Source organism: Pedococcus dokdonensis (genome assembly GCF_900104525.1).
Taxonomy (GTDB): Bacteria; Actinomycetota; Actinomycetes; order Actinomycetales; family Dermatophilaceae; genus Pedococcus; species Pedococcus dokdonensis.
Genome location: NZ_LT629711.1, coordinates 2505153 through 2526710, shown reverse-complemented (window position 1 = coordinate 2526710; position 21558 = coordinate 2505153). Strand labels below are relative to the sequence as shown.

At 71.7% G+C, this 21558-nt stretch carries 18 protein-coding genes and 1 riboswitch; of the genes, 7 read left to right on the top strand and 11 right to left on the bottom strand.

From position 1 onward, the window contains the following. Window positions 1–3: 3 nt before the first annotated feature. Window positions 4–2358, top strand: coding sequence for a beta-galactosidase (locus BLQ34_RS11860; protein WP_091785671.1), 2355 nt, complete (start codon window positions 4–6; stop codon window positions 2356–2358). Between the two features lie 230 nt (window positions 2359–2588). Here the strand turns inward: BLQ34_RS11860 and BLQ34_RS11855 are convergent, their stop codons facing one another. Both BLQ34_RS11855 and BLQ34_RS11850 read right to left on the bottom strand, forming a co-directional pair. After that, complete coding sequence (locus tag BLQ34_RS11855; protein WP_091785668.1) at window positions 2589–3329, bottom strand: SDR family NAD(P)-dependent oxidoreductase; 741 nt, start codon at window positions 3327–3329, stop codon at window positions 2589–2591. Next, a complete protein-coding gene (locus BLQ34_RS11850) occupies window positions 3326–4060 on the bottom strand; it encodes a hypothetical protein (RefSeq protein WP_091785666.1) in 735 nt (244 codons plus the stop codon). Before BLQ34_RS11850 ends, BLQ34_RS11855 begins: the two co-directional genes overlap by 4 nt. A 73-nt stretch (window positions 4061–4133) precedes the next feature. On the opposite strand from BLQ34_RS11850, the gene BLQ34_RS11845 reads away from it, so the two are divergent. The 4 genes from BLQ34_RS11845 (at window position 4134) to BLQ34_RS11830 (ending at window position 8358) form a co-directional block, all read left to right on the top strand. Then, complete coding sequence (locus tag BLQ34_RS11845; RefSeq protein ID WP_091789904.1) at window positions 4134–5381, top strand: MFS transporter; 1248 nt, start codon at window positions 4134–4136, stop codon at window positions 5379–5381. A gap of 107 nt (window positions 5382–5488) precedes the next feature. Next, a complete protein-coding gene (locus tag BLQ34_RS11840) occupies window positions 5489–6187 on the top strand; it encodes a metal-dependent transcriptional regulator (RefSeq protein WP_091785663.1) in 699 nt (232 codons plus the stop codon). Window positions 6188–6577: 390 nt separating this feature from the next. Beyond that, a riboswitch (cyclic di-AMP (ydaO/yuaA leader) is annotated at window positions 6578–6764 on the top strand. A 2-nt stretch (window positions 6765–6766) separates the two neighbouring features. Further along, complete coding sequence (locus BLQ34_RS19030) at window positions 6767–7510, top strand: C40 family peptidase (RefSeq protein WP_172829395.1); 744 nt, start codon at window positions 6767–6769, stop codon at window positions 7508–7510. 134 nt (window positions 7511–7644) lie between these two features. Continuing rightward, window positions 7645–8358 carry a DsbA family oxidoreductase gene (locus tag BLQ34_RS11830; RefSeq protein ID WP_091785661.1) on the top strand — a complete coding sequence of 238 codons (714 nt, stop codon included), beginning with the start codon at window positions 7645–7647 and terminating at the stop codon, window positions 8356–8358. A gap of 157 nt (window positions 8359–8515) precedes the next feature. Here BLQ34_RS11830 and BLQ34_RS11825 read toward each other — a convergent pair whose 3' ends face one another. After that, a complete protein-coding gene (locus BLQ34_RS11825) occupies window positions 8516–9598 on the bottom strand; it encodes a calcium:proton antiporter (RefSeq protein WP_407946407.1) in 1083 nt (360 codons plus the stop codon). A 142-nt stretch (window positions 9599–9740) separates the two neighbouring features. Between BLQ34_RS11825 and BLQ34_RS11820 the strand changes: the two genes are divergently transcribed. Then, window positions 9741–10568 carry a DUF1028 domain-containing protein gene (locus BLQ34_RS11820; protein WP_091785655.1) on the top strand — a complete coding sequence of 276 codons (828 nt, stop codon included), beginning with the start codon at window positions 9741–9743 and terminating at the stop codon, window positions 10566–10568. Here BLQ34_RS11820 and BLQ34_RS11815 read toward each other — a convergent pair. The 3 genes from BLQ34_RS11815 to BLQ34_RS11805 all read right to left on the bottom strand — a co-directional run bounded on the left by BLQ34_RS11815 (window position 10565) and on the right by BLQ34_RS11805 (window position 14338). Then, the gene (locus BLQ34_RS11815; protein WP_197674694.1) at window positions 10565–11026 is read right to left on the bottom strand and encodes a PLD nuclease N-terminal domain-containing protein; all 462 of its coding nucleotides are present in this window, start codon (window positions 11024–11026) and stop codon (window positions 10565–10567) included. The genes BLQ34_RS11820 and BLQ34_RS11815 overlap by 4 nt on opposite strands. Before the next feature lie 150 nt (window positions 11027–11176). Further along, window positions 11177–12895 (bottom strand): alpha-glucosidase, encoded by a 1719-nt coding sequence (locus BLQ34_RS11810; protein WP_091785652.1) that lies wholly within the window; start codon window positions 12893–12895, stop codon window positions 11177–11179. 105 nt (window positions 12896–13000) lie between these two features. Further along, window positions 13001–14338 (bottom strand): HNH endonuclease signature motif containing protein, encoded by a 1338-nt coding sequence (locus BLQ34_RS11805; RefSeq protein ID WP_091785650.1) that lies wholly within the window; start codon window positions 14336–14338, stop codon window positions 13001–13003. A 117-nt stretch (window positions 14339–14455) separates the two neighbouring features. Here BLQ34_RS11805 and BLQ34_RS11800 point away from each other — a divergent pair, with 117 nt between their 5' ends. Beyond that, window positions 14456–14674, top strand: a complete 219-nt coding sequence (locus BLQ34_RS11800; RefSeq protein WP_091785647.1) for a hypothetical protein — start codon at window positions 14456–14458, stop codon at window positions 14672–14674. Window positions 14675–14731: 57 nt separating this feature from the next. Here the strand turns inward: BLQ34_RS11800 and dacB are convergent, their stop codons facing one another. The 5 genes from dacB to BLQ34_RS11775 form a co-directional block, all read right to left on the bottom strand. Beyond that, the gene (dacB, locus tag BLQ34_RS11795; RefSeq protein ID WP_091785644.1) at window positions 14732–16051 is read right to left on the bottom strand and encodes a D-alanyl-D-alanine carboxypeptidase/D-alanyl-D-alanine endopeptidase; all 1320 of its coding nucleotides are present in this window, start codon (window positions 16049–16051) and stop codon (window positions 14732–14734) included. A gap of 192 nt (window positions 16052–16243) precedes the next feature. Continuing rightward, window positions 16244–18598 (bottom strand): glycoside hydrolase family 31 protein, encoded by a 2355-nt coding sequence (locus BLQ34_RS11790; protein WP_231961065.1) that lies wholly within the window; start codon window positions 18596–18598, stop codon window positions 16244–16246. 109 nt (window positions 18599–18707) lie between these two features. After that, window positions 18708–19823: a sensor histidine kinase gene (locus BLQ34_RS19155; RefSeq protein WP_091785639.1), complete on the bottom strand. Its 1116-nt coding sequence runs from the start codon at window positions 19821–19823 to the stop codon at window positions 18708–18710. Window positions 19824–19832: 9 nt separating this feature from the next. Continuing rightward, complete coding sequence (locus tag BLQ34_RS11780) at window positions 19833–21002, bottom strand: sensor histidine kinase (RefSeq protein WP_091785634.1); 1170 nt, start codon at window positions 21000–21002, stop codon at window positions 19833–19835. Between the two features lie 11 nt (window positions 21003–21013). After that, the gene (locus BLQ34_RS11775; protein WP_091785631.1) at window positions 21014–21553 is read right to left on the bottom strand and encodes a hypothetical protein; all 540 of its coding nucleotides are present in this window, start codon (window positions 21551–21553) and stop codon (window positions 21014–21016) included. Window positions 21554–21558: the final 5 nt, after the last annotated feature.

Here is a 21558-nt window from a genome sequence, read left to right as displayed (position 1 = left end):
ACCATGATCCAGATCCAGGACGACCAGATCCTCGTCGACGGCCAGCCGAGGGTGGTGATGGCCGGCGAGGTCCACTACTTCCGGGTCGCGCGCGACGAGTGGGAGCAGCGGATCCTGCTGCTCAAGGAGGCCGGCTGCAACGCCGTCGCCTCCTACATCCCGTGGCTGTGGCACGAGCTGCCCGACGGCAGCATCGACGTCACCGGCGCCACCCGGCCGGAGCGAGACGTCGCCGTGTTCATCGACCTGTGTGCCCAGCACGGGCTGTGGTTCATCGCGCGACCCGGCCCGTTCATCATGGCGGAGCTGAAGAACGAGGGGCTGCCGTTCCGGCTCTACACCGAGCACGCCGAGATCGTGCCGACCGGCTGGGACGGCAGACCCGCTCCCAGCCGCACGGTGGACTACCTCGCGCCCGCCTACCTGGCCGAGTGCGAGCGCTGGTTCGGGGCGATCCTGCCGATCATCGCCGACCGCCTCCAGCCCCATGGCGGCAACGTCATCGCGGTCCAGCTCGACAACGAGATCGGCATGCTCGCCTGGGTGACCAACAGCCCCGACCTGACCGACCACCTCGTCGACGACTTCCTCGGCTGGGCGCAGGCCTCGCGAGCCGGAACGGTGCCGTATCCGTTGACACCAGAGGCGATCCGCTCGCCCAAGGAGGAGTGGGCCGGACCGATCCGGCAGGACCTCGCGGTCTTCATGCGCGACCGGTTCCGCCGCTACGTCGAGGCGCTGCGGGCGATGGCCGAGGCGCAGGGCGTCGTCGACGTGCCGTTCCTGATCAACATCCACGGCACCGAGGGCGGCAGCGGCGAGCCGTTCCCGATCGGCATCAGCCAGCTGGTCGAGACGTATGCCGCGGTGCCCGGGATGCTCGGCGGGTCCGACCACTACATGGGCGACATGACCCTCAACACCACCACCGACCTCTACGTCATCAACGCCTTCATGGCCGCCGTCAACGGGCCCGGACAGCCGACCACCTCGCTGGAGTTCGAGGCCGGCTCCGGCGACTACGGCGGCGGCGTCGACAACCAGTACGACCCGTCCACGGTCGAGCTCAAGACCCGCCGCTCCCTGGCGCAGGGCAACCGGATGATCAACTACTACCTCTTCGCCGGGGGGATCAACCCTCCGCTCGAGGAGGCGGTGGGCGACGGCAACGACCGGATCAGCTTCACCGGCGAGCGGCACGGCACTGCCGCGCCCGTCGGCCCCGAGGGCCAGAAGGGCATGACGTATGCCGCGACGGCCCGGACCGTGCACGCCGTGCGGCTGCACGAGCGCTGGCTCTCGCGGATGGTGGAGGACCACGACGACGTGCAGCTGGGGCTGGTGCTCGACTCCTACGCCACCGAGTACCACCACCCCGACAGCGCGGTGATGACCGAGGTGGTCGACGACCTGGTGCGGCACCGTGGTGCCGGACCGCGTCGCGCACTCGTGCGGTCCATGCTGCTGGGCGGCTACCGGTTCGGGGCCGTGCACCTCCAACGCGACGAGCCGACCGGAGTGGTCGCGCTCGCCACCGGACGACACCTCTCACCCGAGGTGCAGCAGGGGCTGGTCGACCACCTCACCCGTGGTGGAGGCCTGCTCCTGCTCGGCCGGCTCCCCGACCGCGACCTCGAGGGCCGTCCTTGCACGGTGCTCGCGGACGCCCTCGGGGTGTCCGGCGCGGAGCTCACCTGGGCTCGCGACCACTACTACCCGTCGGTGGTCGCGAGCGGGTGGGCGGCGCCGTGGCCGGAGACGCGGGTCGGCTGGTTCCAGGCCCTGGAGCACGAGCGCGGCGACGCGGTGCTGCACGACGTCGACGGCGCCGTGTGCGGCGTGGACGTCGAGGTCGGCACCGGGCGTGCGGTGCTGATCGCCGCCGAGCTGCCCTCCGACGTCGCCCTCTTCGGCCGGGCGCTGCGCCGGCTCGGCGTCAGCCCCGGCCTCGAGCTCTCGGCCGAGGTGCCCGGGATCTTCGCCACAACGACCAGCACGCCCGACGGCGAGCGGATGCTGCACCTGACCAACATCACCGGGCACCACAATCCCGTGCGGCTCTCCCTCGACGGACGGCCGATCGGCGCCGACGAGCCGCTGGTCGTGCCGCCGCGGACCAGTGCCTTCCTCGCTCTCGGCCTCGACACTCCCGTGGGGCGGGTCGAGTGGGCCAACGCAGAGCTCACCGCCATCGCCGACGACGCCCTGGAGTTCGGGCCGCCGCTCGGGGACGGCACGACCGTGGTGCTGCACGGCGCCCCCGACGTGGGGGTCGAAGGCGGACTCGTCCAGCGGGACGGCGAACGTCAGACCGTCACGGCGCCGCCCGGCCGGACGGTGCGCATCACCCCCGCCTGACCCGATCGTCCGTCGCTGACTCATGCAAAAGGCGAGTTAGCGCCGCAGGAAGTGTCACTGGGACGGCGCTAACTCGCCTTTTGCATGGGATAGCGCCGGGGAATGGTCACCTGGGGCGGCGCTAACTCGCCTTTTGCATGGGATAGCGCCGGGGAGTGGTCGCCTGGGGCGGCGCTAACTCGCCTTTTGCATGGGATAGCGCCGGGGGATCGGGCGTCGGGAGTGGGGCGTCAGGCGTCGCGGTGGACCTTGTGGGGAGCGGCCTGCACCCGGGGCTTGATGACCAGCAGGTCGATGTTGACGTGCGCCGGCCGCGACACCATCCAACCGATCGCGTCGGCGATGTCCTGCGCCACCAACGGCTCGGCGACGCCGGCATAGACGTTGTCGGCCCGTTCCTGGTCGCCACCGAACCGGGTCAGCGCGAACTCCTCGGTGCGCACCATCCCCGGCGCGATCTCCTCGACCCGCACCGGCTGGTCCACGAGCTCGAGCCGCAGCGTCTCGGTCAGGGCGGCGACCGCGTGCTTGGCGGCGACGTAGCCGGACCCGCCCTCGTAGGCGACCCGCCCCGCGATCGACCCCACGTTGACGATCGTGCCGGCACCCGACGCGACGAGCGCGGGCAGCAGCGCCTGGGTGACCTGGAGCGTGCCGACGACGTTGGACTCGAACATGCCGCGCCAGTGCGCCACGTCGGTCTCGGCGGCCGGCGCCAGACCGAGCGCGCCACCCGCGTTGTTCACCAGCACGTCGAGCCGGTCGCCCACTTCGGTGGCGAGTCGCGCGACGTCATCCGCCGACGTGACGTCGCAGACCACGGCCCGGCCGCCGATCTCGGCTGCAACCGCCTCGATCCGCTCGGCCCGCCGGGCCGCGCAGACCACCTCGAAGCCGTCTGCCGCGAGCCGGCGTGCGGTCGCCTCGCCGATCCCGCTGCTGGCACCGGTCACCACTGCGAGCTTGCTCATGCGCTGCCTCCTGCGGGTCGGACCGCGGTCGGGTCGATGGCGATCCAGGTCGCCTGGGCCTGCCCGAGGAGGCGACCGTCGGCGGCATACAACGCCGTCGCACTGAAGTACTTGCGGCCTTCGCCGCCGCGCGGCCACGCCATCACGACGTGCTCCTCGCCGGCGACCGGCAGGTCGGTGACGGTCGCCGTCATCGTCCCGAGCACCATCGGCCGTCCCGCGATGCCGGACGCCCAGCCGCCGGGACAGTCCAGTGCCGCCCACACCGTCTCGACGTCGACGTCCCCATCGGGCACCCACGCGGCGGCATACTCCCCGTCGCCACCGGCGACCCGCCCCGGACGCAGGCCCAGCCCGTCACCCGGCTCCCGTGCGGTGCCGCACGAGAAGCACGTGGGGAAGGGGTGGCCGTCCAGTCCCTCGTACCCCTCGCCTGCCGCGACGGCCGCCGCGAACGACACCGACGCCGGTATGCCGGTCGGCTGCAGGGCGGTGCCGGTCGTCGCCTGCGCGACGGGGTGCGGGCCGTCGGCGACCTCGGCGGTCCGGTGACCCCCGACCTCGGCCACCGAGACCTGGAGCTCCCGGTCGAGCGGGGGAGGCGTCCGCAGCCGCACGGTGACCGACTCGTCGCCCCCGGGCTGCAGCAGCGCGGCGACGTGGCCGCTCACCCAGCCACCGTTGCCTGACTCCGGCGGACCACAGAAGCGCGACGGCACGAGGAAGCCCATGGGTGGAACCTACTGCGCCCCGGAAGCGGACCCGCGGGGCGCCCGTCGGACCGGCGAGCCAGAATGGGTGGTGATGCAGCAACCCGACGCACGCGACGCCCTCGGCGAGGGTGGCGCCACCAGCCCCGAGGCCGCGTTCAGCCTGCGCGGCATCGCGGTCCCGGCCTATGGGCCCACCATACTCGCGGCCGTCGGCACCGGGGCCGTCACGCCGGTCGTCGCCCTCACCGCGATCGACCTCGGTGCGTCACCCTCGGTCGCTGCCCTGACCGTCGGCCTGGCCCTGATCGCCGAGCTGTTCTTCGCCGTGCCCGCCGGCGCCGTCGTCCACCGGATCGGCGAGCGGCGTGCGCTCACCTGGGCCTGCGCGGTCGATGCGGTCGGCTGTCTCGCCGCGTTCTTCGCCGGTTCGCTGGCCGTGCTGATGGTCGCGGTCTTCGCCCTGGGGTTCACCGGGTCGGTGTTCCTCGTCGCGCGGCAGGCCTACCTCATCGACGCGGTGCCGTTCGGCATGCGGGCCCGGGCGCTGTCCACCCTCGGCGGGGTGCACCGGATCGGGATGGTCGTCGGGCCGTTCGTCGGGGTGCCGGTGATCCACCTGGCCGGCCCCCGCGGTGGGTTCGCGGTGGCGGCAGCGGCCGGGGTCGCGGCGGCCGCGCTGGTGTGGGGCTCGCGTGACCTCACCGCCGAGCACGAGGCGGCCACCGCGACCGAGCAGCCCAGCCGCACCCTCGACGTGCTGCGAGCCCACCGCCGCACCTACCTCACCCTCGGTCTCGGGATCATGGTCATCGGTGGCGCACGGTCGGCGCGGGTCGTCCTGGTGCCCCTGTGGGCCGCCCACCTCGGCCTCTCGGCCGTCGCCACCTCCGTGATCGTCGGCATCGCCGCGGCGATCGAGGTCGCGCTGTTCTACCCCGCCGGCTCGGTGATGGACCGCTACGGACGCACCTGGGTGGCGCTGCCCTGCGTCGGGCTGCTCGCCGCGGCGGCCCTGCTGCTGCCGCTCACCTCCTCGACGACCACCGTCCTGCTCGTCGCCGTGGTGGGGGCCGTCGGCAACGGCCTCGGCTCCGGGATCGTGATGACCCTCGGGGCCGACAGTGCCCCCGAGCGGGGCCGCTCGCAGTTCCTCGGTGGCTGGCGGTTCGTGTCCGTGCTCGGTGGCAGCGGGGCCCCGGCGCTGATCAGCCTCGTCACGGCCGGCCCCGGACTGGCCGCCGCCTGCGTCACGATGGGTTGCCTCACGCTCCTGGGGTCGGGCTGGCTCGGCTACTGGGTGCCGCGCTTCGACCCCCGTCGGGCGTCCCTCGGGAAGTAGCTCCGTCCCTGTCGCGTTGACCTCCGGGCACAGCGGCGTCACCCGCTGACGTGCGACGATCCTGGTGACGTGGACCTGCTGTCCGCCCGGAATGAGAGGCTGTCCCCGTGACGGACCTGATCGACACCACCGAGATGTACCTCAAGACGATCTTCGAGCTCGAGGAAGAGGGCATCACGCCGCTGCGCGCGCGCATCGCCGAGCGGCTCGGCCACTCCGGCCCCACCGTCTCCCAGACCGTGGCCCGCATGGAGCGCGACGGCCTGCTGTCCCTCGCGGGCGACCGTCACCTCGAGCTGTCCGACCACGGCCGCCTGCTCGCCACCCGGGTCATGCGCAAGCACCGCCTGGCCGAGCGCCTGCTCGTCGACGTCATCGGCCTGGAGTGGGAGTACGTCCACGACGAGGCCTGCCGCTGGGAGCACGTCATGTCCGAGCGGGTGGAGCGCAAGATCCTCGCCATGCTCAAGGACCACCACGACTCGCCCTACGGCAACCCGATCCCCGGGCTCGACGAGCTCGGCGAGGAGGAACCGATGGAGGGCTTCCGCACCGGCCTGCAGACGCTGACCGAGCTGGCCGGCGAGGCGCCCGAGACCGTGCTGGTCCGCCGGATCGGCGAGCCGGTGCAGGTCGACCACGAGGCGTTGAGCCTGCTCACCGTCGCCAGGCTGCTGCCCGGCGAGCGGGTCCGGGTGCACCGGGCCGAGGGCCGCGTGGTCGCGGTGCGCGAGGGCGCGCCGGAGTCCACCGGGGTGTCGCTGCCCGACGAGGTGGCCCAGCACGTGTTCGGCGCACTGGTCTGACCGGTCCGACTGGTCTGACTGGTTTGACCGGTCCGACGGGTCTGACCGACGGCTGTCGGCGCGACCGCCGTCGGTCTGACGGGTGTGACCGACGGCTGGCGGCGCGACCGCGGCTGTGGCACTGACCGTCCGCCGGTCGGCCAATGCCCGCAACTAGTCCTTTCGGCGCGTCCTGCCCGCTCATCTGAGCGCCTCCGGAACCTGCATCAGGCCGCTGACCTGCGGTTTTGAGCACGACGGCTGGACTGTGCGAGACATCACCTTGGTCTTTCTTGGGCGGGTCGTGACCTCAACGTGACTTTCCCAGGGGGCTTGTGTACGGTGGCGGCGGCCCTTTCGCCCCCTGGGAGGGTCGGCTCGATGTGGATCGCCTAGTCCTGTCACCACGCCCGAGTCACTCAGCACAAACCGCTTGGCAGGAGCGGGGGACCCAACTTCGGGCCTGGTCACCGCGACAGGTCCTTGGGGTTAAGTCTTCACGCGCGCACCCGCAAGGTCGGGTGGCAACCGTGGCGGCCGGGTGACTACCTCCACCCGAACCCGACAGCTCACCTCGTAGGCGCTGGAGGTTCATCCATCGTGGCTTCACACAGCACTGGCCGCCACCGCGCGCCGGGCCGTTTCAACCCCGTCTCAGAGCTCTCCGGCATCGTGGCCAGCGCCGCGCAGCCGGCCGTCAAGACCTCAGCGGTCATCGCCGCTTCCGGTGGTCTCGTCGCCTCGTTCGCTCTCCCGGCCTCGGCCGCCAGCGCCAGCCCGGCTCCGGCCGCCGCGAAGCGCACGGCCGCGACCGTCGCCCCCGTCGCCGTGCGGGCCCCCGAGACCGCGGCTCCCGCGGCCTCGAGCGCGTTCGGCGTCATCGGCTTCACGGCGACCGCCAAGCCGAAGCCCAAGCCGGTCGTGCACCACGTGGCCACCACCGGCCGCAGCAGCGCGTCGACGGCCAGCCGGTCCACCGCCCGCAAGGACTACACCAGCCTCAAGCCCGCCGCCGGCGGCGTGCTGGCCATCGCGGCCCAGTACGAGGGCCTGATGTACTCCTACGGCGGCACCAGCCCGTCCACGGGGTTCGACTGCTCGGGCTTCACCCAGTACGTCTTCGGCAAGGTCGGCATCAGCCTCCCGCGCACCGCCGAGGAGCAGAAGCAGGTCACCGACCGGGTCTCCAACCCGCAGCCGGGCGACCTGGTCTTCTTCGGCAGCCCCGCCTACCACGTGGGCATCTACGCCGGGAACGGCATGATGTGGGACTCCCCGCGCAGCGGCAAGGCCGTCGCGCTCCGCTCGATCTGGTCCTCGAACGTCACCTACGGGCGTCCCTGACCCACGCGCCACCCGGTCCGGCCCTGAGCGCAGGCTCAGCCCGCACGCACCGCAGGCCACGCATCGCAGGCCCCCACCGCTTCGGCGGCCGGGGGCCTGCGGCGTGTCGGGCCGTCCCGTGTGAGGATGGCGGGATGAGCGTGGAACGACCGACCAACTCGCGACCTGACGACCACACCGTCGAGATCGACGTCTGGGCCGACGTGGTGTGCCCGTGGTGCTACCTCGGCAAGCGGCGCCTCGAGCTGGCGATCGCCGAGAGCGCGCACCCGGCGGAGGTCACCGTGACCTACCACGCCTTCCAGCTCGACCCGAAGGCCGCACACAGCACCGGCGAGACCGTGCTCGCCTGGCTGGCGCAGCGCTACGGCACCGATCTCGCCGGCGCCCGCGAGATCGCCGAGCGCCCCGCCGTGATGGGCCGCCCCGACGGGGTCCACATCGACGTGGACAAGCAGCTGCGGGCCAACTCGTTCGACGCCCACCGCCTCGTCGCGCTGGGTCTGGCGCAGGGTGGCCCCGCGCTCCAGGCGGCTGTCCTCGAGCGTCTCTACAGCGCGCACTTCTCCGAGGGCAAGGCGATCGACGACGTCGAGTCGCTCCAGCGCCTCGGCGCCGAGGCAGGTCTCGACGGTCGCCGGGTGTCCGCGGTGCTCGCGGGCGACGAGTTCGCCGACCACGTGCGCGCCGACGAGATCGCCGCGCGCGACATCGGTGTCACCGGGGTGCCGTTCTTCGTCGCGAACCGGCGCGTGGCACTGTCCGGGGCGCACCCCGTCGAGACCCTCCTCCAGCTGATCGAGGCGGCCACGAACGACGACCACGAGGCGATGAGCGCCGGCGCCTGACCAGCAACCCACGGTATGTCGCGGGCGCACCGCGGCGCGGCGGCCTACCCAGGTGGGTGCTGCCCCCACGACCCGCGGACGCACCGCGGCGCGCCGACCTACCCAGGTGGGTGCTGCCCCCACGACCCGCGGGGGGCCAGGAGTGCGGCGCCAGCCGTCAGGGGTTGACGGCGAGGAACACGAACGCCGCCAGCAGCACGAGGTGCACGCCGCCCTGCAGCCGCGTGGCCCGCCCCGGCACCACGGTCAGCACGCTGACCACCACGGTCAGCGCGAGCAGCACCATCTGCACCGGGCCGAGCCCCAGCAACAGCGGCCCGTCGAGCCAGATCGAGGCGATCGCGATCGCCGGGATGGTGAGGCCGATGCTGGCCATCGCCGACCCGAGCGCGAGGTTGAGGCTGGTCTGGATCCGGTTGCCCCGGGCGGCCCGCGCGGCCGCCAGCGTCTCCGGCAGGAGCACCAGCAGCGCGATGACGACACCGACGAACGACTGCGGGAACCCCGCTGCCGCGACACCCGACTCGATGGCCGGGGACTCGACCTTGGCCAAGCCCACCACGGCGACCAGCGAGAGCAGCAGCAGGCCGAGGCTGAGGTAGGTCTCGCGGTTCGTGGGCGGGTCGGCGTGCTCGTCGCCGTCCTCGTCGTCGAGCGGCTGCCCGTCCTGGGCGACCGGCAGGAAGAAGTCACGGTGCCGCCGCGTCTGGGTCGACACGAACATCCCGTAGAGCGCCAACGACACCACCGCCGCGAACGCCAGCTGCGAGCTGGAGAACTCCGGGCCGGGCGCGCTGGTCGTGAACGTGGGCACCACCATCGTCATCACGGCCAGTGTCGTCACCGTCGCCAGCGCGGCCCCGGTGCCCTCCGCGTTGAACGAGATCAACCGGAAGCGCACCGCCCCGACGAACAGCGACAGACCGACGATCCCGTTGCAGGTGATCATCACTGCCGCGAACACGGTGTCCCGCGCCAGCGACGCGGTGTCCTTCCCGCCGCTGATCATCAGCGTCACGATCAGGGCCACCTCGATGATCGTCACGGCGACAGCCAGCACCAGCGAACCGAACGGCTCCCCGACCCGGTGGGCCACGACCTCCGCGTGGTGCACGGCCGCCAGCACGGCCGCGGCGAGCGCCACCGCCACGATGATCACCGGCAGCGTGCCGAGGTGCCGTCCCCAGGTGAGCACCAGCGCCACGATGGCGACGAGCGGTGCGAGGGCCGTCCAGGACAGGAGGTTCGTGCGCAGGGCGCTGCCGGACGGATCGGTGCGGTTGGACTCGGTCCTGGTCGTTTTCGCGGCCACGCCCCATCCTCGCAGGTGAGCCGATGGGCTCCCAATCGCTCACCGACGCCGCGGTGGCTACGGTCGGGCCATGACCTTTTCGATCGTCGGCCAGGTCGGTGACGCCTTCGGTGTCGCCGTCGCGAGCAAGTTCCCGTTCGTCGGCGCGGTCGTGCCGCAGGTGCGGCTCGGGGTGGGGGCCGTGGCGACGCAGGCGATGGCGCGCGTCGCCTACCGCTCGGTCGCACTCGACTCACTCGCCAGCGGGGCGGGCGCTGACGACGCGGTCGCCGCCTGCACCGCGCCGGACCCCGACCGCGCGCACCGCCAGCTCGGCGTCGTCGGCCTCGACTCGCAGGCGACCTGGACCGGCGGGGCCTGCATGGACTGGGCTGGTGGCGTGAGCGGCCGCGACGAGACCGGTGGCTATGCCATCCAGGGCAACATCCTCACCGGCTCCGACGTCGTGTCGGAGATGGAGGCCGCGTGGCTGGCGTCCGTCGGGAGCTCGCTCACCGACCGCCTGGTCGCGACCCTGCTCGCCGGCGACGCTGCCGGCGGCGACTCCCGTGGTCGCCAGGGCGCTGCCCTGTATGCCGTGCAGCCCGGCGCCGGGTACGACCACTGCGGTGTCCTCGCCGACCTGCGGGTCGACGACCACGACGACGCGCCGCAGGAGCTGGCCCGGCTGCTGCGGATCAACGACCTCGTCTTCGGCGGACCCGAGGACGTCAGCCCGCTGGCCGGCGACCTTGCCGACGAGGTCGCGGTGCGGCTCGCCCACCTCGGCTACTCCGGGACACTGACCGACGCCTTGGGGGCGTGGGCAGGTGAGGCCAACTACGAGATGCGGATGGCTCCCGACGGCATCGACGCCAAGGTGCTCGCGGCGCTGCGCGACGCCACCCCGGACGCCTAGCGGGCGGTGTCGTCCGTGGCCCCGGGGTCGGGGTCCTGGCTGCGCTGGCGGCGGCGCTCGCGCTCCCGCTCGATCTGCTCGGCTTCCAACCGCTCCCGCTCGAGCCGCTGCCGCTTGGCCTCCGCGGTCTGCGCCTCGGCGCGCTCGCGCACCTTCCGCAGGAACTCGGCGTCGTCGTCGGGGTTGGTCGGCACGAAACGTCCCGGCCGGTCGTACTCCGGGTAGGTGCCGGCGCGGCCGGTGTTTCCCTTGTAGGGCATGCTCCGCGGCGCGCTCTCCGGCCGCCCGGCGATGAGCCAGGCCACCGCCCCCACGACCGAGGTGAAGAGCACGATGAAGATCCAGGTCACCTTGGGCAGGTTCCTGATCCGCGACTCGTCGGTCATGATCACGTCGAAGAGGCAGTAGACCCACACCGCCGTGGTCAGGATCCCCACCCCGAGTTCTGCTCGAATCACGCGCAGATCGTGGCACAGCGCGTCCCGGGCAGGGGGGCGAATCGGGCAGATCTCACCCTTCTGCAGGAGAGAGCGCCCGCCCCGCAGGTTCGTCACCCCTTCGGAACGAAACCTGCGGTCTGCCGCACCGAGACGGCACGGCGGCACACCTCAACGCCGCAGGATGCGGGCCTCCCATGCGCGCAGCGGCGCAGTCGGCGACGCGGGGTCGTCGAGGTTGCCGAGCAGCAGGGTCGACGAGTCCCATCCGGTCACGTCGATCGCGTCAGCGAGCTCGGGACCAGTGAGGTCGAGCTCGTCGGTCCCGAAGTTCGCGAGCACGAGCAGGTCGGTGCCGTCGTGCGACCGGGTGAACGCGTAGAGCGCCCGGTGGTCCGGCGCCAGCAGCCGGAAGTCACCGTGCGCGACCGCCGGCTCGGTGTGCCGCAGCTCGATGAGCCGCCGGTAGTGGTGGAAGACCGAGTCGTCGTCGGCCACGGCAGCGGCGGCGTTGATCTCCGGGTAGTTCGGGTTGGCCGGCGCCCAGGGCTGCCCGGTGGTGAAGCCGGCGTTCGCGCTGTCGTCCCACTGCATGGGGGAGCGGGCGTTGTCGCGGCTGCCGAGCCGCAGGTTGGCCAGGATCTCCTCGACGTTGCCGCCTGCGCCGGACGCCAGCCGGTAGTAGTTCACCGACTCGATGTCGAGGAAGTCGTCGGCCGTCGCGAACGGCACGTTCGTCATCCCCAGCTCCTCGCCCTGGTAGACGTAGGGGGTGCCGCGGTGCAGGTGCAGCACCGTGCCGAGCAGCTTGGCCGAGGCGACCCGGTGCTCCGGGGCGTCGGACCCGAAGCGCGACACCGCGCGTGGCTGGTCGTGGTTGTTCCAGTAGAGCGAGTTCCAGCCGACCTCGGCCAGCGCCTCCTGCCAGCGCCCGAGCGAGGCCTTGAGGTCGCGCAGGTCGACCCGGCTGCGGTCCCACTTGTGCGCGCCGATGTCGAGGCCCACGTGCTCGAACTGGAACACCATGTCGACCTCGTGGCGCTCGGGGTCGGTGTAGAGGATCGCGTCCTCCACGGTGACGCCGGGCATCTCGCCGACGGTCAGCAGCTTCTCGGGCCGACCCTCGAACACCGCGCGGTGCATCTCCTGGAGGAACTCGTGGATCCGTGGCCCGTTGAGGAAGTGCGGCGTGCCGTCGCCGAGCTGCGGGGTGGCGGGCAGCGGCTCCCCGTCGGGCAGCGAGGTGACCTTGGAGATCATGTTGATGACGTCCATCCGGAAGCCGTCGACCCCCCGGTCGAGCCACCAACGCATCATCTCGTAGACGGCCTCGCGCACCTCCGGGTTCTCCCAGTTGAGGTCGGGCTGCTTGCGGCTGAACAGGTGCAGGTAGTAGTCGCCGGTCTTCTCGTCGAGCTCCCAGGCGGGACCGCTGAAGAACGACTCCCAGTTGGTCGGCTCGGCGCCGACCTCGCCGGCGGTGTAGCCGTCGCGCGCGGGGCGCCACCAGTACCAGTCGCGCTTGGGGTTGTCCTTGCTCGACCGCGACTCGACGAACCACGGGTGCTCGTCGGAGGTGTGGTTGACCACGAGGTCCATGACGATCCGTATGCCGCGGGCGTGCGCCTGCTCGACCAGCTCGTCCACGTCGGCCAAGGTGCCGAACGTGGGGTCGATGTCCTGGTAGTCGGCGATGTCGTAGCCGTTGTCGTCCTGCGGGCTGGTGTAGATCGGGGACAGCCAGAGGACGTCGACACCGAGCTGCTGCAGGTAGTCGAGCCGCCGGATGATTCCAGGCACGTCGCCGATGCCGTCGCCGTCGGAGTCCTGGAAGCTGCGCGGGTAGATCTGGTAGACGACAGCTTCGCGGAACCACTGGTCATCGGTCATGCGCGAGAGTCTTCCGAGCAGCCGACCGCGCGGCAACCGCGTCTTGCGAGCAGATGTCGTCCGAGCGTGCGCCCCGCGCACGGGAGTTGGTGCAACCAGGTGCGCTCAGGTCCGCCGATGGATGGTGACGTTCTTGCGACCACCGCGGTCGCGGCTGATCAGGTGCCGGAACCCGGGCTGGTGCAGCCGCCGGTGATGGAACCCGCACAACGGCACGGCCAGCTCGAGGTCGGTCTGCCCGCCGGTCGCCCACGGATCTTCGTGATGGAGCTCGGTCCACGCATAGGGGCGGTCGCAGTCGTCCGCGGCGCAGGTGTCGTACTTCGTCACGAGTGCCACCCGCTGCGCCTCGGAGAAGAACCGGTTGGTCCGACCCAGGTCGAGCACCTGCGACTCGCCCCCCAGCACTCCTGGCAACACGCCGGCGCCGCACGCCAACCGGCGCGCCTCCGACGCCGACAGGTCGTGGCCGGTGTCGAGGTGGGCCGCCCCGAGCGACGCTCTCAGCTTGTCGTGCTCGACGGTGACGAGGACCGTCGCGTTCACCTTGCCGGACAGGTGGTCGGTGGGCAGGTGCTCGAGCAGCTCGACGAACGCCCGACCGTACTTCTGCGACCAGTCGAGGTCCTCGGCCCTGAACGCGTCCCACGTCGCCTCGGTCACCTGCTCGGCGCTCAGCGACGTGTCGCCGGCGGACGCCTCGGCTCGGGCCCGTCGCGCCGCCTGCTGCGCGAACCGGCGCGGCGACGCCATCTGCTGCACGACCTTCTTGAGGATGGTGGCCGCCAGCGTGGGCACCGTGAAGTGCCCGGTGGTGGTGCCGTCGCGGTTGTCGTGCAGCGTCAGCCTGGTCGCAGCGAGGGCCCGCTCCTCCTCCCCGCGCAGCACGGCGTCCTCGTGGGCGTCGACCTCGGCCTGCGAGCGCTGGGCCGCCTCGAGGGCCCGTCGGGCCTTGCGCCGCAACGCGGTGGGGTCGACCCGCTTGGCCACCGACACGAGAGACTCCTCGATCGCGGCTCGCTCAGCGTGAGCGAGTCCCGCGGGCAGCTGCTGGGCAGCGGTCGCGATCACCCGGGCGTGCTCGGTCGTCAGCTCGCCGTCGCCCAACGCGTCCTTCGTGGCGGTCAGCCCGTCGTCGAGCGCGTTCGCCAGCGAGACCGCCCGCGCCGCGGAGGCATTGTCTCGCCGGGACCGGGCGGCCAGCCACGCCGCGGTGCCGGTCATGCCGGCATCGGTGGCCACCGGCGACTTGTCGACCGTCGCCACGAGCGCGAGCTCCATCGCCTCCAGCCGCGTCCTCGCCCGCTGGACGTCGCCGAGGAGGTGCGACGCGGCATACCCGTCGAGGTCGTCGACGGGAGCACAACGATCGAGGACGCCGTGCACCTGACGCACTGCGTCAGCCGCCGCCAGGGGCGGCGATGCGAGCAGTGCGACGGCCATGGCCAAGTCTTTCGAACACCTGTTCGAAGGTCAAGGATTTGGACGAGCTTTTCCGATCCGGTTGACCGGGGCAGCCGGAGAGCGGACGATCAACCCACCAAGACGAAGGGGGAAGCCGTGAACGTCTCCGTGTTCGCGGTCGTGCTGATCGGGCTCTTCGCGATCGGCGCGGCAGCAGTCGTGCTCCTGCTGGCCGTCGCGGTGGCCGGGAGGATCCGTGACAAGCGCACTCCCGAAGAGCGCCGCGCCGACGAGTACGGCGACATGGCGCCGGGCACCTTCAAGCTCACGCCCGGGTTCGGTGGCGACGTCGACGGCGGTGGCGGGAGCCTCTGACCGGTCCACCCTCGGCCAAGGTGGCGGCCGTGGCTGCCCAGGCAGCTCGCGCGGGGGTCAGTAGCAGCCGTTGACGGTCGCCGCGAGCATGTCGATGTTCTGCCGCATCGCCGTGACCGAGGTGGGGTTGCCGTTGATGATGAACGCGAAGGCCTTGATGCGGCCGTCCTTGCCCACCGTCCACCCGGCCAGCGCGACGGCGTCCTTCAAGGTCCCGGTCTTCGCGTAGACCTTGCCGGCGGCGCACTTCGAGGTGCTGGCGGTGAACCGGTCGTACGACGCCCGCAGCGTGCCGGTCCTGCCCGCCTGCGGCAGTCCGGGGCTGGAGCGCAGGATCCGGAACGGCACCTTGTTCAGGGGCTCGAAGGTGTTCTTCACCATCTTGGCGAGCTGGATGCTGGTCAGCCGGTCGCTGCGGGACAGCCCGGACCCGTCGTAGATCGCGGTGGCGGCCAGCCCTTCGTAGGTGAGGCCGCTCTGGGCCGCGGTCCGGGCCGCCGTCCAGGTGTTGCCCTTCCCCTTCTTGATCCCCACGAGCCGGTGCAGGGCCTCGGCGTGCTCGTTGTCCGACTCCATCATCATCCGGGTCACGATCTGGTCGATCGTCTGGCCGGCTGACGTGGCGAGGACCGGGTTGGCCGTCGACGCCTTGCCGCGGGTGACGCTGGCGACCGTGATGCCGTAGGTCTTCAGCTTGGCCGCGAAGATCTTCGCCGCGTCGATCGTGGTGTCGCTGACCTGCCGGCCGTCGACGACCAGCGCGCGCAGCCAGGGCGTCTCGTCCGGGACGTAGGTGGAGGGCCAGCCCGTCGCGAGCGTGGGCGCGGCGAACAGGGTGTCGTCGGCATACAGCCGCACCCGCAGCTGTCCCTTGGCCTTCATGGCCGCAGCGGTCTGCTTGGCGAGGGCGACCAGCTGGGTGGACGACAGCGCGGGGTCGCCCGAACCGATCAGCACCACCTGGTCGGCCTGGGTGCCCCGTCGCACGGTGGTGGTGAAACGGTAGGTGGGTCCGAAGACGCGCAGCGCGTTGGTCGCCGCGACGAACTTGATCGTGGAGGCCGGCTTGAGCGCGGTGTTGCCGTTCTTGCTCCACAGCAGCTTGCCCGTGCGGGCGTCCATCACGGCGCCGCTGAACTGCGTGCCGAAGCGGGCCGTGGTCACCCTGGCGGTGAGCTTGCTGACGATCCGGGCGTCGGCCGAGCTGGGCTCGTATGCCGTGGCGAGGCTCGGCGCGACCGCGGCGGCCGTGCTGCTCGCCGCCTTGACCGGCGCCAGCGCTGACGGCGCGGCCGTCGCGGTGGGTGCGACGAGCGCGGTCGCGGCCAGGCTGGCGACGGCGGTGGTGGTCAGGAGGGTGCGCGCGCGTGTGGTCATGCCGAGTCCTTGCTGAGCCGTGCCCCGTCGGGGGGAGGGTGGTGCGGCGGGGGGTGGGGCGAAGGTACTGCCTGGAACCACCGGATGGGTGCTTTGGACCGACTTTCACAGCATTCATGGCCGTTCACCCGAGTTGGTGCGGGCTGCGGCCGGTCGGTGAACGCGTCGTGTCCCCGGCGCTGGCGAGGACTCCTAGTAGCTGGCGAGGACGAGCTCGAGCAGGGCCGCCTCGACCTCGTGGTCCAGCTCGAGCCCGCGCAGCCGAGCCGCGGCGTCCACGGGTCCGTCGGCCCGGCGCACGACGTCATGGGCGGCGAGCTTGAGGTTGTAGTCGATCCGCGCCCGGTCGAGGAGCTGGCGCACCTGCTCCACCGTCCTGGTCCAGTCGAACGGCCGGATCTCGTGCAACGTCACGGAGACGGAGGAGGAGGGAGCGCACCCGCCGATGGCGAACCGCGTGCCGGCGGTCGTCGCCTCACCGTCGACCTCCGCACCTCCGACAGTCGCCTGGGCCCGGGCGCCCAGCAGTAGCACCGCCCAGGAGCGCTGGGCGGGCAGCACGTCGGCGTCCCCTGTCGCCGCCTCGACCGTCAGGGTCCCCGAGGCGTCGTCCCACGCGATCCGCGTGGTGGCGGTCCGGGGAGACGTCGCGCCGTCGTCCTCGACCAGCTCGAAGGCGCCGTCGGCTCCCGGCGCCAGCACCACCTCGACGTGCGCCGGCAGCTCGGTGCCGACCGACTCGTCGTTGGTCCCGGCCAGCGGCAGCAGCCCGCCCGCACACAGGAGCACCGGCAGCGTCTCCATCGCCCGGTGCAGACGCACGTGGCGTCCGCCCCGGTAGCGCGTGCCGGTGAAGAGGTCGGTCCATTCGCCGTCGGGCAGCCAGGCCTGCACGCTGCCCAGCCCGAGCACCTCGGCCTGTGGTGCGGTGATGGGTGCGACGACGAGCTCGGTGCCGAACCGGAACTGGGTGGGCACACCGTAGGCGTCCCACGCCTCCGGGTCGCCCCAGTACATCGGCTCGACCAAGGGTGCGCCGTCACGAGCCGCCCTGGCGTTCATGGTGTGCAGGTAGGGGACCAGCCGGTGGCGCAACCGCAGCTGGGCGTCGATGATCGCGCGCGCCTGCGCCGGGAAGGTCCACGGCTCCTTGCGGATGAACGGGTGCAGCGTCGAGTGCAGCCGCATGATCGGCGAGAAGACGCCGAGCTGCACCCACCGCACCGTGAGGTCGTCGTCGCGGCTGCCGTACCAGTGGCCGCCGATGTCGTGGCTCCACCAGCCGTAGCCGATGTTGGAGGCGCTCGCCGTGAAGTAGGGCTGGAAGGCCAGCGAGTCCCAGGTGATGTGGGCATCCCCCGAGAACCCCACCGGGTAGCGGTGGCTGCCCGGCCCGGCATAACGCGAGAACGTGATCGGCAGCTGCCCGCGCCGGGCCGAGTCGTTGAAGTGCTCGATGTTGAGGATCCACAACGGGTCGACGCCGGCGGTGCGGCTGAACGCCCCCTGCTGCCAGTCGAGCCACCAGAAGTCGACGCCTTCGTCCTCGAGCGGGTGGTGCAGCCGCGAGAAGTAGGAGTCCATGAAGCGGGAGTCGGTGGGGTCGAAGGGAATCGGCCGCTCCGAACCCGGGTCGACCCCCATGTCCTCGGCCACCTTCGGATAGGCGTCCTCGAACGCGCGCACCCCGTCGGCGGGGTGGACGTTGAGGGTGACCGCGAGCCCACGCCGGTGCAGCTCGGCCAGGAGTGCCGGCGGGTCGGGGAAGAGGTCGCGGTTCCACGAGTAGCCGGTCCAGCCGGTCCCGTACTTCTTGTCGATGTCGACCCAGTGCCAGTCCATGTCGAGCACCGCGACCGACAACGGCACGTGTTCGGCCTCGAACGTGTCGAGCAGCTCCAGGTACTCGTCGGCGGAGTAGGGGTGGTAACGGCTCCACCAGTTGCCCAGCGCCCACCGCGGCAGCATCGGCACGGGGCCGGACACGGCATACAGGTCGGCGACGGCGGCCCGGAAGTCGTGACCACGTGCGAACACGTAGAGGTCCTTGGTGCCCTCGCGGCGGACGGCGGCGGCGCCACCTTCGATGAGGAACGAGTCGGAGTCGTCGATGACGGCGATCCCGGTGCGGGACACCACTCCGGGCCCGAGAGGCACGGCTCCGTCGATGTCGTCGAGGGTGCGCGCGGTGCCGCCGAGCCCGTCGGCCGGCTCGCCGAACCGCCACTCGCTGGTGTGCGTCCCCGACATGGGCGACGTCGCCGTCACCACGAGACCGCTGGGGCTGAACTCCGCGCCGTCGTAGGCGAGGTGCAGGCAGTCCGTCGTCAGCTCGACGCGCTCGCCGTGCCGCTGCACGTCGACCTCGGGCACGGGGAGCGCACGGTTGACCGCGAATGTGCTCGCGCGGTCCTCGAACTCGCCCGACTCCGACCACTCCATCCGCAGCAGGCCGGGGGTGAGGACGGTGATTCGCCAGTGCTCACCGGTGATCGTCGCGTCATCGTGCGCGATCGGGTTGCCGGGGACGCTGAGTCGTTCGGACACGGGGGAAGCCACCTTGGCGTCGAGGACGGGTATGGTGTGCGGCGGGGTGCGCGCGCACCCCGCCCACGCTAGCGAGCCCTTGCTCGGCCGGCGATCTGCTGGCGGTCGCTCAGGGACCGGGTAGGCGCGCTTCGACGACCCATCCACCCGTGGAGCTGGCGCCGGCAGTGAGGTTGCCTCCGAGTCGGTGGACCCTCTCACGCAGACCCAGGAGTCCGCGACCGGTGCCGACCACGGAGGCACCGGGTCCGGCCGCACTGTCGTTCTCGACGCGCACGGCAAGGCCCCGCCCCATCTCGTCGACCGTGATGACGATGCGGACCTCCGCACCGGGTGCATAGCGGAGCGCGTTGGTCAGGCTCTCCTGCACCACCCGGAAGGCGAGGTGGGCGACTGGGCGGGGGATGCGGTCGCGATCGCCCTCGAAGCGGCAGGTGACGTCGAGACCACTGCGCTCGGCGCGGCTGACCACCTCGTCGACCAGCGCGAGGTCGGGTCCGACCACGTGGTCGTCAGGGGTCCCGCCGAGCAGCTCGACGAGCCGCTCGAGGTCCTTGGTCCCCTGCCGGGCCGACTCCGAGATCGCCACGAAGGCCTGTCTGGCCCGATCGGGATCGGCATCCACCAGCCGTTGGCCGGCGGCCGCTTGCACCACCATCACGCTGATCGCGTGCCCGACGATGTCGTGCAGCTCGCTGGCGATCCGCGCGCGCTCGTGGCGCAGCGCGATGGCGGAGAAGAGCTCGCGCTCGTCCTCGAGCTCCTGGGCCCGCAGGGCCAACTGGTCCGCGGTCTCCTGTCGCAGCCGCAGAGCGGTCCCGGCGGCATACGGAGGCACCGTGAACATCAACACGGCGACCCAGCTGTTGATCTGCGCGAGGTAGTAGAGCGGCACCAGCGAGGCCAGTGCGCACGCGGCCACCAGCCACGCTGCGCGGCCGGACCAGCCGAGGGCCAGCACGGCATACGCCACTGCGAACAGCGCGACCCCGGTGTCGGGGAACCAGCCGTCACCGAGCGCCAACCCCGACAGGAAGAGGCCGATGGCCACGACGGCGGCGACGCGCGGCTGGCTGCGCCACCACAGCAGCGCGAGTCCACCGGCGGTCACGAGGAGGGTGAGGAGGTTGCCGCGGACCGTCGTCGGCCACCCGTGGAGCGCGGTGGGCAGCACCACCAGCAGGAGCACTGCCAGGGCGATGCCGATCCGCTCGAGCACCCGCATCGGTCGCAGCTAACCCGACACCGGCAGCTGGGCCACGGCAGTGGCGTAGCCCCGGCTGACCTTCACGTCCAGCGAGCCACCCAGGACCTTGGCCCGCTCGCGCGCCCGCGCCACTGCGTTCTTGAGGTCCGCGGAACGCCGCACCGGACCGTTGACCCGGATCTCGAGCGCCTCCTCGTCGAACCGCATCGAGACGTCGATGCGCGAGTCTGGCTGGTCCGCAAGGACATTCACCAGGTGCTCGACGATCCGGTATGCCGAGAGCTCGACTGCCGCCGTCAGTGATCGCGGATCGCCGGTCACCGTCAACCGCGTACCGGCGCCGGTATGCCGAGCCAGCAGGGTGTCGAGGTGCGCGACCGTCGGAGCCGGGGCCAGCGCGCCCTCCTCGCCGCGCAGCAGGCCGAGGAGCTCGCGCATGCCGTCGAGGGTGGCGCGGCTCTCGTCCTCGATGGATTCGAAGAGGGCCCTGGCTCCGGCCGGGTCGAGGTGCTGCCCGGCCTCGGCGGCGGTCGTCAGCTGGCCGAGCCGCCGCTGCAACAAGCCGTCCAGCTGGCCGGAGAGCCGGACCCGGTCGTCCGCGAGCTCGAGCGCGACGCGCTCGTCGCGCAGCTGTCGCAGCTCGACCGTCCGCGCCCGGAGCTCGGCGCTCATGGCCGTGCGGTGCCGGACGGCTCGCCCGATCGCGAAGACGATCAACAGGATCGGCACGCCGAGCGCGAACGGCTCGAACCCGGTCGTCGCGTCGCGCACGAGCACCGCGGCGGTGAGGACGGTGCTGAGGCCGAGGGCGATCCAGGCGCGTCGTCGGTCCAGGCTCACCGCGGCGAGGTAGGCCAGCACGAACGCCAGTGGCAGACCTGCCCCACATCGGGTGACCCAGCCGAAGAGCAGGTCGTGGAGTGCCATCACCACGATCCCCGTGGAGATGACGGCGATGATCCCGCGGCGCCACCACAGCACCGTCACGGTCGCCACGGCGAACAGCGGCACCATGGCCCACGAGCGTGAGGTCAGCTCGTGGACCATGGTGCCCTCGGCGATGGCCCGCGCCACGTCGGCGTCGGAGAACAGGAGGTTCTCGACCATCAGGGTGGCGCCCAGTGCGGTGAGGGCGGACGCGAGCGCCCAGTCCACGGGACGCAGCCCCTGGAACAGCGTGCTCTGGCGCTCACTCATGGTTCGACCCCTCAGGCGCTGACGTGCTCAGGGCTCAGCGTAGGCGCGGTGACCGGCCCAGTGGCCCTCTTCTGCACGACGAGGCCGATGCCGTAGAACACCGCCGCCCCCACCACCGCATAGGGGAAGGCGCCCAGGCCACCGGTGGAGGAGTCCTTCACGAGGGCGGCGATCTGGAGGGCGAGGATGCCGACCAGGCCCACGACGTGGTTCTGCCGGTTCCCCGCGAACCGAGCCACGGCATACGCGAAGGCGAACGAGAGGGGCAGCGCGAAGCCGCAACGGCTGACCCACCCGAAGGCCGGCAGGCTCGCGGCCATGATCACGAACGAGGCGCCGACGGCGCCGAGGATGGCTCGCCGCCGCCAGAGGATGGGGAGAGCGGCGAGGGCGAAGACCGGGATCATCAGCGCGGAGTGCGAGTCGAGGGCGTGGGCCACGTCGGCGTCGGCGCCGGCGCCGACGTTCGCCCAACCGATCAGCGCTGCCGCCGTGACCATGACGGCCGCCAACACGTAGTCGAGGGGCCGGATGCCCTTGAGGATGTCCATCTCAG

Coding starts and splice junctions, on each gene's coding strand:
- BLQ34_RS11860 (WP_091785671.1), top strand. CDS start 4: ATGATCCAGATCCAGGACGACCAGATCCTCGTCGACGGCCAGCCGAGG.
- BLQ34_RS11855 (WP_091785668.1), bottom strand. CDS start 3,329: ATGAGCAAGCTCGCAGTGGTGACCGGTGCCAGCAGCGGGATCGGCGAG.
- BLQ34_RS11850 (WP_091785666.1), bottom strand. CDS start 4,060: ATGGGCTTCCTCGTGCCGTCGCGCTTCTGTGGTCCGCCGGAGTCAGGC.
- BLQ34_RS11845 (WP_091789904.1), top strand. CDS start 4,134: ATGCAGCAACCCGACGCACGCGACGCCCTCGGCGAGGGTGGCGCCACC.
- BLQ34_RS11830 (WP_091785661.1), top strand. CDS start 7,645: ATGAGCGTGGAACGACCGACCAACTCGCGACCTGACGACCACACCGTC.
- BLQ34_RS11820 (WP_091785655.1), top strand. CDS start 9,741: ATGACCTTTTCGATCGTCGGCCAGGTCGGTGACGCCTTCGGTGTCGCC.
- BLQ34_RS11810 (WP_091785652.1), bottom strand. CDS start 12,895: ATGACCGATGACCAGTGGTTCCGCGAAGCTGTCGTCTACCAGATCTAC.
- BLQ34_RS11805 (WP_091785650.1), bottom strand. CDS start 14,338: ATGGCCGTCGCACTGCTCGCATCGCCGCCCCTGGCGGCGGCTGACGCA.
- dacB (WP_091785644.1), bottom strand. CDS start 16,051: ATGACCACACGCGCGCGCACCCTCCTGACCACCACCGCCGTCGCCAGC.
- BLQ34_RS19155 (WP_091785639.1), bottom strand. CDS start 19,823: ATGCGGGTGCTCGAGCGGATCGGCATCGCCCTGGCAGTGCTCCTGCTG.
- BLQ34_RS11780 (WP_091785634.1), bottom strand. CDS start 21,002: ATGAGTGAGCGCCAGAGCACGCTGTTCCAGGGGCTGCGTCCCGTGGAC.
- BLQ34_RS11775 (WP_091785631.1), bottom strand. CDS start 21,553: ATGGACATCCTCAAGGGCATCCGGCCCCTCGACTACGTGTTGGCGGCC.